The 12,432-nt window shown below is 43.8% G+C and carries 8 protein-coding genes and 1 riboswitch; of the genes, 7 read left to right on the top strand and 1 reads right to left on the bottom strand.

The annotated features are described in order from the left end of the window. The first annotated feature begins 8 nt into the window (after positions 1 to 8). From PGRAN_RS06975 to PGRAN_RS06960, 4 genes are all read left to right on the top strand, one after another. The gene (locus PGRAN_RS06975; RefSeq protein WP_036066112.1) at positions 9 to 482 is read left to right on the top strand and encodes a glutathione peroxidase; all 474 of its coding nucleotides are present in this window, start codon (positions 9 to 11) and stop codon (positions 480 to 482) included. A 209-nt stretch (positions 483 to 691) separates the two neighbouring features. After that, entirely contained in the window at positions 692 to 4,504 is a 3,813-nt protein-coding gene (pulA, locus tag PGRAN_RS06970) for a type I pullulanase (RefSeq protein WP_241433309.1), read from the top strand. 101 nt (positions 4,505 to 4,605) lie between these two features. Continuing rightward, entirely contained in the window at positions 4,606 to 6,174 is a 1,569-nt protein-coding gene (locus tag PGRAN_RS06965) for a peptide chain release factor 3 (protein WP_036066111.1), read from the top strand. 101 nt (positions 6,175 to 6,275) lie between these two features. Next, complete coding sequence (locus PGRAN_RS06960; RefSeq protein ID WP_051998469.1) at positions 6,276 to 7,646, top strand: collagen binding domain-containing protein; 1,371 nt, start codon at positions 6,276 to 6,278, stop codon at positions 7,644 to 7,646. Between the two features lie 204 nt (positions 7,647 to 7,850). On the opposite strand, the gene PGRAN_RS06955 is transcribed toward PGRAN_RS06960, so the two are convergent. Beyond that, positions 7,851 to 8,834 carry a hypothetical protein gene (locus PGRAN_RS06955; RefSeq protein ID WP_051998468.1) on the bottom strand — a complete coding sequence of 328 codons (984 nt, stop codon included), beginning with the start codon at positions 8,832 to 8,834 and terminating at the stop codon, positions 7,851 to 7,853. Between the two features lie 219 nt (positions 8,835 to 9,053). Further along, a riboswitch (yybP-ykoY riboswitch) is annotated at positions 9,054 to 9,163 on the top strand. Between the two features lie 93 nt (positions 9,164 to 9,256). On the opposite strand from PGRAN_RS06955, the gene PGRAN_RS06950 reads away from it, so the two are divergent. The 3 genes from PGRAN_RS06950 (at position 9,257) to PGRAN_RS06940 (ending at position 12,286) form a co-directional block, all read left to right on the top strand. Then, positions 9,257 to 10,018: a TerC family protein gene (locus tag PGRAN_RS06950; protein WP_036066243.1), complete on the top strand. Its 762-nt coding sequence runs from the start codon at positions 9,257 to 9,259 to the stop codon at positions 10,016 to 10,018. A 121-nt stretch (positions 10,019 to 10,139) separates the two neighbouring features. After that, the gene (locus PGRAN_RS06945) at positions 10,140 to 10,910 is read left to right on the top strand and encodes a TerC family protein (protein ID WP_036066110.1); all 771 of its coding nucleotides are present in this window, start codon (positions 10,140 to 10,142) and stop codon (positions 10,908 to 10,910) included. 38 nt (positions 10,911 to 10,948) lie between these two features. Further along, positions 10,949 to 12,286: a TrkH family potassium uptake protein gene (locus PGRAN_RS06940; RefSeq protein WP_036066242.1), complete on the top strand. Its 1,338-nt coding sequence runs from the start codon at positions 10,949 to 10,951 to the stop codon at positions 12,284 to 12,286. The last annotated feature ends 146 nt before the right edge of the window (positions 12,287 to 12,432 follow it).

The following is a 12,432-nucleotide window of genomic DNA, read 5'->3' as shown; positions in this document are numbered from 1 at the left end:
AGACGAATATGTCTATTTTTGAGTTAGAGCAGGAGACGCTTCACGGTGAAAAGGTTTCATTAGATAAGTATAAAGGCGAGGTTATCATTGTTGTCAATACGGCGAGTAAATGTGGCTTCACACCGCAATATGAGGAGCTTGAGAAGTTGTATCAGGAGTATAAGAGCCAGGGGTTTACGATCCTTGGTTTCCCGTCCGATAGTTTTATGAACCAAGAGCTTGACACGGACAGCGAAATTGAAGAATTTTGCAAAATTAATTACGGTGTGACGTTCCCACTTTTTGCAAAATCGAAAGTGCGTGGCTCGGATATTAACCCTGTTTTTGAGTACTTGACGAAGCAGAAAAAAGGATTACTTGGTGGTGGCATCAAATGGAATTTCACGAAGTTCCTGTTGGATCGTGATGGCAACGTGGTCGAGCGTTATGCCCCTAAAGATAGCCCGTTGAATATGAAGGATAAAGTTGAGGCATTGCTATAGTAAAGTAGTAAGTGGAAGTCGAATCTTAACGGGTTCGGCTTTTTTGCCTAATAAAACAAGTGAAGAAAAGTCTGAATTATAGGACCATTTTACAAGTTGTTATCGTTAACAGTTAAATTTAGGTTGATTTAAACAACCCGGCTTGCTTATACTTTAAAATGAGTAAGCGCTTTCTAATAAAAAGAAAAGGGGTTTGGGATTTGAAAAACATGTGGCGTAAGTATTTAGTTTCCATCATGATTGTGTTGTTTGCTGTACAGAGTTTTAGTTTTGGCATGCAAGGTTTTGCGGAGGAAAGGATCACACCGAAAGCGGATGCAGCACAGCAGGCCAAGTTAGCTAGTACTGTGAATGACAGTGTTTTATCCGAAAATAGGGAAAGTAAGACGAAGGTTATTGTGCACTACAATCCAAAAAGTCAGGCGAGTAAGGCTTGGCAAATGTGGGTGTGGAATAATGATGGTGTTGCGGGGCATGAAGTCGTTTTTGAAGATACGAGTGCCTATGGTGACTATTCGAAAGTGGCAGTCCTGGATGTGGATGGTGTGCAATCGGAACTCGGATTTCTCATTAAAAATGGTTCTGGCTGGGGCGGCGATCGTGATATTAGCAGCGATCGTTATATTTCCACAAAAGAGGGAATTACAGAGGTTTGGCTGAATTATGGTGAGGAGGAAATTGCGACAAAGCCGGCGAATTTGACGGTTTTACCGACCCATGAGAATTTGGAAGTGACGTTTTATTATCACCGCGATGATAAGGATTACAGCCATTGGTTTGTTCATTCGTGGGCGGATGGTGCGACGGGAACGCAGACGGTTAATTTTACGGATGGGCAGGCGGATGGTGATTGGCAGTCTGTGAAGGCGACGTTTAACGCTTCTAGTGGCGCGAGTCTGTCGAAGCTGGGCTTTATTATTGCGAATAATGCGACCGGTAATTGGGAAAAGGACGGGACGGAGGACGATCGTTTTGTTTATCTGTTTACGGATGATGGCAAAGCAGAGGTTTGGATTGTAAGTGGTGATAAGGCGGGTTACCGGAATCCCAATTTTGCGGATGCGACGAAGCAGATAAAAACGGCGAGTTTGACGGGTTTTAAAGAGGTGAAGGTGACGCTGAATCGGGATGCGACGGCGCTTGATTTGATGGCGGATGTGACGCTTACAGAGGATGGTAATGCGGTTGCTATTTCGAATATTAGACGGGATGTGGCGAATCCAGCTGTTTTCTATATCGAAACGGCGCAAGATTTGCCAATTCAAGCAGCTTTGACGGTGAAGACGGCTGGTTTTGGCGAGAAATTGGTGGATACGACGAGCATTGTTCGAAATCCAGCGTTTGATGCGAAATATGCGTATACTGGGACGGAGCCGCTTGGTGCAACGTATAACGCGGATCAAAGTGTGTGGCAATTGTGGGCACCGACGGCAGCGAGCGTGAAGTTGACGACGTATCAAGATAATTTACCGAACAGTCCTGTGGCGCAAAGCTATGAGATGACGCCAAAAGCGCAAGGAATCTGGGAATTCACCGCAAAAATTCCTTCTGGAACGGCGTACACATACGATCTTATTTTTGCGGATGGGAAGAAAACCGTGTCGCAAGATCCGTATGCAAAAGCTGCGACGGCGAATGGAAATCGTTCTGTTATTTTAGACCCAGCAGTAATGGTTCCCGCAAATTGGGAGACGAATCGGATGCCTGCGTTTACAAATTCAACGGACGCGATTATTTATGAAATGCATATTCGGGATTTCTCGATTGCAAATAAGGATACGGTGAATAAAGGGAAATATTTAGGCGTGATACAAGAGGGGACAAAAACGGCCAATGGGGATGCGACGGGAATCGATTATTTGAAAAACCTCGGCATTACGCACGTGCAAATTTTGCCAATGTTTGATTATGCGTCGCTCAATGAGGAGAATCATCAAAGCGTTTCGGAGCAACTGGGTGCGTTGCCATACAATTGGGGCTATGATCCGAAAAATTATAATGTTCCAGAAGGTAGTTATAGCACGAATCCATACAATCCTGTGACGCGGATTCAAGAGGCGAAGCAGATGGTACAAGGCCTTCATAGCAATGGGTTGCGTGTGATTATGGATGTGGTTTATAATCATGTATTTGACGCGGGGGCACATTCCTTTGAGAAGACGGTTCCGGGTTATTATTTCCGATATGGCGATGACGGCAAACTTTCCAATGGGACGGGTGTTGGAAATGATACGGCTTCTGAACGCGCGATGATGCGTAAATACATGGTCGACAGTGTCGCTTATTGGGCGAAGGAATACCATATGGACGGCTTCCGCTTTGATTTGATGGGCATTCACGATATCGATACGATGAACGCGATTAAAGCGGAATTGAACAAAATCGATCCATCCATTATCGTGCTTGGCGAAGGTTGGGACCTTGGGACACCGCTTGCAAATGATACAAAAGCGAATCAAAAAAATGCTTCCAAAATGCCGGAAATCGCTCATTTTAATGACTCGATTCGGGATGCGATTAAAGGAAGCACATGGGGCGGTCAAGAAGCAGATCCAGGTTTTGTCAACGGCGCTACTGATAAAGAAGAGCTGCTTGCTAAAAACATACTAGCTGGGAGTCTGCGAGATCAAGGACAAGGTATTTATGATTTTGCTAAACCGAGCCAAGTTATTCAGTACGCTGAAGCGCATGACAATCTGACGCTTTGGGACAAGCTATCCTACTCGAACCCAGGGGACAACGAGCAAGATAAAAAGAAAATGCAAAAATTAGCTACCAGCATCGTTTTACTTTCGCAAGGCGTTCCGTTTATTCATGCTGGGCAGGAATTTTACAGAACGAAAGATCAGGATGAGAACAGTTACCAATCCAGTGATGCGATCAATAAGCTAGATTGGGAGCGTTATGCGGATAATATCGATTCGGTGAAGGACATCGAGGCCGTGATGCAACTCCGCAATTCTGAGCCGCTTTTCCGGTTGACGGATTACGCCCAGATCAATCAAAAAATGAAGATTATCAAGCAAGCGGATCGTGTTGTAGCCTATGAATTAAAAGATGGCGCAACATCATATGTGGTACTTTTCAATGCGAATAAAGCGGAGCAAGAAGTGGCGATTCCGAGTGGTCAATACCATGTGAAAATTGGCGAGACAACGACGGATTTAGCGACGGAAACGAGTGCCGTGAAGGTGCCGGCACTTTCCACGCTCGTTTTGAAAAATGGTGAGGCAACTTTTGAAATTGAGGCGTCAGCAGGAGCCGGTGGGACGATTACGCCGAGCGGGAAACAGATCTACAACCATGGTGAGAAGCCCGATTTTGTGGTGAAGGAAGATGCTGGATACCGTGTGAAAGAAGTTCTCGTGGACGGCCAAGCGGTGACGTTATCGGGTAATACTTACACATTCCAAGCCCTAGCGGCAGGACACACGATCGAAGCTCATTTTGAAATTTTGTCCAAAAATAATGCGATCGAAAGTCTGAGTAAAATCACGTTGCCGTTATCGGCTATAAACGCGCAGTCGGGGGTGAACGCGAAGCAAGCTTATCTGCTAGAAGCACTGAAGGCGCGGGGTTATTACAATTATGAAGGTGAAACGACGCAATACAACCTCGCGATAGCATTGGATATAGCGAACTTCGATTGGGAATCGCTAAAAGCTGGTGTATATGAGGGAACGATAAAACTTGCCAACGAATCTAGAGAACGCGTGGTACCAACTACGAAAAAAGTTCAAATCACGCTAACAGATGCCTTACCAGCGCCGGGTGACCCGAACGAGCCAACAAATCCGCCAGAAAGAGTAAATGGAGGCACAGCGACACCACCGAAAAAAGGAGTGAATCATTTACAGTTGAATGCGGTCGGAACGCAGGATGTCAAACCTGTTTCAAAAGAAGATTTACCAGCGACGGGGGATGGGTCTCAGTCCTTGTGGTTACAACTTCTTGGCGCAGCATGTATCTTGGTTAGCCTCCCTTTTATCATCCGTACACGAAAAAAGAAAATCAGCGAATAGAGCGATAAAACTTGCTACTATTTTTTCACCAAATACTATCTCAAAAACGCCTCGATGTGATATACTAAGGAAATGTGAGTATGTCTAGGAGGAGTTTGAAAATGGGTCATGATTTACAAAAAGAGGTTGCTTCGCGCAAAACTTTTGCAATTATATCTCACCCGGATGCGGGGAAAACAACCATTACAGAGCAATTATTACTTTTTGGTGGAGCGATTCGTTCTGCTGGTACGGTAAAAGGAAAGAAATCAGGCAAATTTGCGACGAGTGACTGGATGGAGATTGAGAAACAACGTGGGATCTCGGTAACGAGCTCTGTGATGCAATTTGATTATGACGGTTCACGGATTAACATTTTGGATACACCGGGTCACTCGGATTTCAGTGAGGATACGTATCGGACATTGATGGCGGTTGACAGTGCCGTGATGGTTATTGATAGCGCGAAAGGGATTGAGGCACAGACCTTGAAACTTTTCAAAGTGTGTCGGATGCGTGGAATCCCGATTTTTACTTTTATTAATAAAATGGACCGTCAAGGGAAGGCACCGCTAGAACTTTTAGCGGAATTAGAAGAGGTTTTAGGCATTGAGTCGTACCCGATGAATTGGCCGATTGGGATGGGGAAAGAGCTTGGCGGTTTGTATGACCGATATCACCGTCAAGTAGAGCAGTATCGTGTGGAAGGTGATGAGCGTTTTCTACCTCTTGGTGAGGACGGCGATTTGGCAGAGCCGCACGCGATTCAGAACTCGAGTTATTATGAGCAGGCGCTTGACGAAATCATGTTGCTAGATGAGGCTGGAAATGATTTCAGTGAAGAACGAATTGCATCTGGCGAGTTGACGCCCGTATTTTTCGGAAGCGCGCTAACGAATTTTGGTGTGGAGACGTTTCTAAAAACGTATGTAAACTTTGCACCAGCACCACAACCGCGCGAATCTAATGAAGGTGAAATCGATCCTTACATGAACAAGTTTTCCGGTTTTATCTTCAAAATTCAAGCGAATATGAACCCAGCTCACCGTGATCGCATTGCCTTTGTGCGTATTTGCTCTGGTGAATTCGAACGAGGCATGGCGGTGAACTTGACGCGTACGGGTAAATCGATTAAACTCGGTAATTCGACGCAATTTATGGCGGATGACCGCGAAACGGTTAACAGCGCCGTGGCGGGTGATATTATCGGTTTGTACGATACAGGGAATTACCAAATCGGCGACACGATTACAAACGGTAGCAAAACGTTACAATATGAGAAACTACCGCAGTTTACGCCAGAATTATTCATGAAAGTCTCTGCAAAAAACGTGATGAAACAAAAGCATTTCCATAAAGGTGTCGAACAGCTTGTCCAAGAAGGCGCGATTCAACTATTCAAGACGTGGCGCATGGAGGATTACATCATTGGTGCGGTTGGTCAATTACAATTTGAAGTATTTGAGCACCGAATGAACAATGAGTATAATTCCGAAATTCGCATGGAGCCAATCGGTTCTAAAATTGCCCGTTGGATCAAGGAAGAGGACGTCGATGAAAAACTTTCGACGCAGCGTAGTATGCTTGTAAAAGATCGTTTTGACAAGCCATTATTCTTATTCGAAAACGAATTTGCGTTAAATTGGTTCCACGATAAGAATCCAGATATTGAATTAACATCATTACTATAAAAGCAGGAAGAGCTCAAAATTGGGCTCTTTTTGTTTTTTTGTAAAAATATCGTTTAATACAATAACGGAAGGGGGAAAGAACAAAGGAGGGAGATGAGAAAATGAAGAAGATACTTTTTTTGATAGGGCTTGGTCTGATAAGTATAGTCGTGCTGGGTTTGGGCGGACAAAGTGTAAAAGCCGCGACGGACTATGGTTCACAGTTCTTTACACATGTAGAATTACAAGATAAAAACGGTGTTCCTGATACGGATTTTAAAGAAAACGAACGCGTGAAGGTTGTGTATAACTGGAATGTGACGCAGGTAGTACATAGTGGAGAAACGATGACACTTCCATTACCTGTACAATTGAAATATGTTAGTTTTGCACCTTTTTTATTAAAAGACAGTGGTGGAAATACGGTAGCCACAGCGCTGGTAGATCCTGTATCGGGAAAAATCACTTTAACATTTACTACTTTTGTTGATACACATACGGATATTCATGGCTCGATGTTTTTCTATGCCGATTTTAATAAAGCCAACATTGTAGTCGACCAGATAAATCCGATTGCTTTTCCAGTTGCAGGAGATCTGACGACGCTTGGAGTGATGATTCGTAAGGTAGATAGTGGTGGTGGCACGGGAACACCGACTGTCGTTTTCAAGCAGGGACGGATTGACGCGAACGATAGCAGTCTCATTAACTGGACAGTCACGCTGAACAACGCATTGGTAGATATTAATAGTGCGTACTATACCGATGTGATGGGACCAGGCCAAACGCTCGTTGGAAACGTAAAACTGAAATACCGCGATGCAGATAAAAAAGAACTTTATACACAAAATGAAAATATCACGCTAGATGCTAATCGCAGTTTCCGGCTCGATCTTGGTGACCTAATAGATACATCAGTTGTCATCACTTACCAAACAAAAATGGCGGGTGGACAATTTAGTTATAAAAACACCGCAAAAATCGGTGGCTCAAACATTGAGGAGCAAACGAGAAATGCTACAGTCAATGATTATTCAGGCGGCGGCGAAGGTGGCGGAACAACGCCACCACCGGTCACTCCACCAACGACCAATCCTGAACCACCAACGCCAGAGAAGCCGAATGTAGATTCGATTACTGTGACACCAAATGAACCAGAAGTGACCACAATCACGGACGAGAATAACGAGATACAAATTTACATCGTCAAAAAAGGCGATACACTTTCAAGCGTTGCAACAAAATTCGAAACAACACCACACCAACTCAGAGTATGGAATAAACTCAAAACCGACGCACTCAAAATTGGTCAAAAATTAATCGTAAAGGTAACACCGAAAAAAGGGACAACAAGGGTAATGAACATGTCTAGTCTCACATCACCAACAATGGAAACACTTCCTCAAACCGGTGATGTAAGTCATGGTATCGCTGAATTAATAGGCACTTTATTAGCCGTAAGTTCTGCAACATTTCTAATACGTAAGAAATGAGTCTGAGACAAAACTCAAGATAAAGCAAAATCGTCCAACCCATTACTTTGGGTAGGACGAAAATTTTGCTTTACACAAATCGAGCGAAAGCGTTTGTATTCAGGGAGTTTGGTGGAGGCTGGAAGCGGAGTGTACGATTGTACATGAGAACCGGAAGTCCGCTAAACTCCCTTAATGTGAGCGCTTTTCGCCGATTTATCTGGGTTATGTCCCAGCCCCATCTATTTCCGCACTCAATTTGGTGGCTACTTTTTCGTAATTTCGAAAGCTCGCTAGGTCTTGCTTTGGAATATCCAACAGATCCTGAGACTGCAAAATATGTTTTTCCAAACCATCCGCAAATGCCACAAAATCATCACCCGTCATTGTCTCGTAATCTAGAGAATAATATTTAGATTGTCGGTACAGCGACTGTAAGGCCGAATCAGTGATCTCCACTTTTTGATCGGCAAAGATCTCATCATATTTAGCAGAGATAATTTCCCCATTTTCTGTAACAACTTGTAGACGCGCTGTTAAACCATTTCCGAGCGGTTCCGCAATGCCGTAATAATAAAATCCGAATGGCTTCTTCACCCAGTCTTTCATCTCGGCCGCGAGTGGCATCATCCCGTTTCTAGCGCTAGTAGAAGATCCTTTCACCGTCTGGAAATTCCCATCTAATCGGTTTTCCGCAAGCATCTGCCCCTCTAAAAAGGTAATCCCGTTCACCCAAGTCACAAGCGTATCATCCGTTCGCGCATTCGTCGCTTGGAAAAAAGCATAATCCGATAAGCGTTTGGAAGCATTGGCATATTTCGACTCATAATAAGTCTCGGAGGCGAGTTCATTAAATTCCACTTGAATCAGTTTTCCGCTATCATCCGTTACTAATTCCAGAATCCCCTTATTGCCCCCATCGAATTGCCGTTCATTTTTGTAGTAGTTTCCTTTGATGATACCTGTCGGCGGTTGAACAGACCAAAACATCTTGGCTTCTTTCTGTTCTGGCGTCCATTTCGGTTCTGGATTTGTACCGAATGTCGTAGTCGTTGCAGAGGTCACCACATCATAATTATACTCATGTGCCTTTGTTTGGACCGTTATTTTTTTCGCTTTCGGCTCATTCGCTGTTTCCGGGTGGCTATTTTCATTAGAACAAGCCGCTAGTAGTAGCGATGAGAACACAATACATATCAGTTTTTTCAAATCAGTCTCCCCCTTCACATAATTCCATTATTGCAACTAAAAATAAAGTACAGCTAAACAAAAAATGAAATAAAGATAAACTTTTGCACGAAATAAGTTATCTAAATGCGAAATCAGGGTACTCGGTGACTCATCAAAGGAAGGATGCGTAATAAAGCGTTGTTGACACCGCCCCACGTTTCATGATATTATTTTTCTATCAATCAAATATCACTTTTGACATTCGTCAAGGGGGAGTAGCGTTAGTCTTATTTAGAAAGGCTAAGATAAAGTCGTCATTACATGGATGCGAGTCCATCGGTTTTATCAACATTTTATTACAAAATGTCAGCGAGACCTTTGCCAAACACTGGCAGAGGTCTCGCTTTTTCGTGTTTTAAAAGAGGCGCTCATGACGGTTGAAAGATGAAGGAGGAATTTATTTGGATACAGCAATGATACTGGAATACGGCTGGGTACTACTAGTCTTGATCGGTTTAGAAGGGATTTTAGCTGCTGATAATGCGGTCGTTATGGCTGTTATGGTCAAGCATTTACCTGATGAACAGCAGAAAAAAGCATTATTTTATGGTTTAATTGGAGCGTTCGTGTTCCGCTTTGCCGCCCTATTTCTCATCTCCTTTTTGGCAGAAGTTTGGCAAGTACAAGCGCTTGGTGCCGCATATCTGCTCTATATCTGTATTAGTCATATGTGGAAGCATGCCAAGGGGAAAGATGACGATCACAAAGTCAAAGAAGGCAAAGGCTCGAGCTTTTGGATGACCGTTTTAAAAGTCGAGATTGCAGATATTGCGTTTGCGATTGATTCGATGCTAGCTGCTGTAGCCCTCGCGATTACGCTGCCGGCAACAGGTTGGGGAACCATTGGAGGACTTGATACAGGACAATTCGCCGTGATGTTTATCGGCGGTTTAGTCGGACTTATCTGTATCCGTTTTGCCGCGACACAATTCGTGAAATTACTGAAAAAATACCCATCACTGGAAACAGCCGCATTCTTAATTGTCGGCTGGGTCGGCGTGAAACTTGTTGTTTACACATTAGCGCATCCTGAATTAGGCGTTATTCCAGAACACTTCCCACATTCAACGGTTTGGAAATTAACATTCTGGGCAGTGATGATCGGTATCATTATCTGGGGATGGCTCGTATCTGTCCGTTCCGCTAAGAAGAAAGAAGCCTGAGCTAAATAAGGTATAGCTCCCGTGTTATGCGGGAGTTTTTCCGTTACACACAACAACAAAAGAATGGCAAATAGGGCGGTAAATATGTTAAAGTGGAGAGTAAAGAAATGGTGGGGTGAAAATGGATATTTCGATTTGGGGAGAGTACCTCTGGGTCTTCTTAATTTTAGTCGTATTAGAAGGCGTACTTTCAGCAGATAATGCGGTCGTCATGGCCGTTATCGTAAAAAAACTACCGCATGAACAGCAACGCAAGGCCCTGTTTTACGGCCTAGTCGGTGCGTTTGTATTCCGTCTGATTGCAATGCTGATTATTTCATACTTAGTTAATTTTTGGGAAATACAAGCGATTGGTGCTATTTACTTACTTTACCTCGCGATCAAGCATATTTGGGATAAGCGAAAAGGCAAGGCGAAAGAGGAAGCGACAGACAAAGAACCAAAAACAACCTCTTTCTGGGGAACTGTGGCGCGTGTAGAGTTAACGGATATTGCTTTCGCGCTAGATTCGATGTTAGCAGCTGCCGCCTTGGTTGTCACGTTACCAAAACTCGGCACATACGAAATTGGCGGCATGAGTGCAGGTCAGTTTATCGTCATGTTCCTTGGTGGTTTGGCAGGATTGATCGTGATTCGTTTTGCAGCAACACAAGTTGTCAAGTTACTCGAGCGTTACCCTACATTAGAAACAGCAGCTTTCTTAATCGTTGGCTGGGTTGGGGTGAAAATGGCCGTCATTGCACTGGCTAACCCACAAGTAGGTATTTTACCAGAGAGTTTTCCTGATTCACCGGGGTGGGAAATCACCTTTTGGGTTGTCATGATTACACTTGGTTTAGGTGGTTATATCATTGCTAGAAAAAAAGAAAAAACAAAAGGGATAACTATATGATCGGTGGCAACACGCGGCGGGGTAGAATGCGCGCACGGATGTCTAGGCTAACGCCAATCCAAGTCATTATTGCGTTTTACTTTCTATCGATTACATTTGCAACTGCACTATTAAGCATGCCATTCACGCAAAAGCCTGGTGTCAAAATACCGTTCATCGATACGCTTTTTACCGCGGCTAGTTCTGTGAGTGTGACTGGACTTGCTTCCGTCAATGTTGGTGAGTCCTACAGCCGTGCAGGTATTTGGGTGCTAATGGGCATCTTCCAAGTCGGCGGACTCGGTGTGATGATGCTTAGTACGTTCTTCTACCTCGTTCTAAAAAGACGTGTGGGCTTGCGGCAACGGCAGTTAATCATGACGGATACGAATCAGTTTTCAATGAGTGGGATGGTGCGGATGCTACGCGAAATCCTCGTGTTGATTTTCGGAATCCAGATTGTTGGTGGTCTGATTCTGGGTATTTATTTCATTCCGTTTTACAATGGAGATGTTGGCGAGGCAATGTTCCAAGGCCTGTTTAACTCGGTTTCAGCGGTGACAAATGCAGGTGTGGACATAACGGGTTACTCTTTGACGCCATTTGTCAACGATTATTTCGTCCAATTCATCACAATTCTGCTCATTATTTCAGGTGGAATAGGGTTTCCGGTTCTTATCGAAGCCCGCCGTTTCCTATTTGAAAAAAACACGTTGATTCCATTCCGATTCTCATTGTTTGTAAAAGTAACCACAGTGACATACATGGGTTTACTTGTCATTGGTGGCTTGCTTATTTGGGCGATGGAAAGCCAGCATTATTTTAAAGGAACCTCACTTGATGAAGGCTTTTTTAACTCGATGTTCCTATCGGCGACATCTAGAAGTGCAGGGCTTTCAACGATTGATACATCCGCGCTTACTGATCCGACGCTACTCGTTGTTTCAGGACTGATGTTCATCGGTGCATCTCCGAGTTCTGTGGGTGGAGGAATTCGAACAACGACGTTTGCGATTACGATTTTGTTCCTATATTCCGTGATTCGCGGACGCAATCATATTTATATTTTTGGTCGTGAATTGTACCAGGAAGATGTTCGCAAAGCGTTGGCTGTTGCTATTTTTGCATCACTTCTGTGCATTGGTGCTATCACTATCTTAGGCTATACCGAACAGGCAGAACTGATGGCGATCATTGTTGAAGTCCTCTCCGCGTTTGGAACATGTGGCTTATCGATGGGATTGACGAGTGATTTGAGCAATATCGGTAAGATTGTTATTATTCTACTCATGTTTATCGGTCGGGTGGGGATTATGTACATGATGTTATCCTTCCGTCGCAAAAATGAGCCGAAGAATGCGATTAGACTGCCGAAAGAGAAAATTATTACGGGGTGAAAACAGTTGTTTTGACTTTCATATAAGTGAAATCTATGCAGTGCCAGATTGTTTTTTTTGTTCTGGCTTTTTTTGAATTAAAGTTGGATGCCTTTTCATTTAATTTTAATCTTAATGTGCTAGAATTAGAAAAAAACTTAGAGGAA

Source organism: Listeria grandensis FSL F6-0971 (genome assembly GCF_000525835.1).
GTDB lineage: Bacteria > Bacillota > Bacilli > Lactobacillales > Listeriaceae > Listeria_A > Listeria_A grandensis.
Note: the sequence above shows the minus strand (reverse complement) of the source record. Positions and strands in the feature narration are given on the sequence as shown.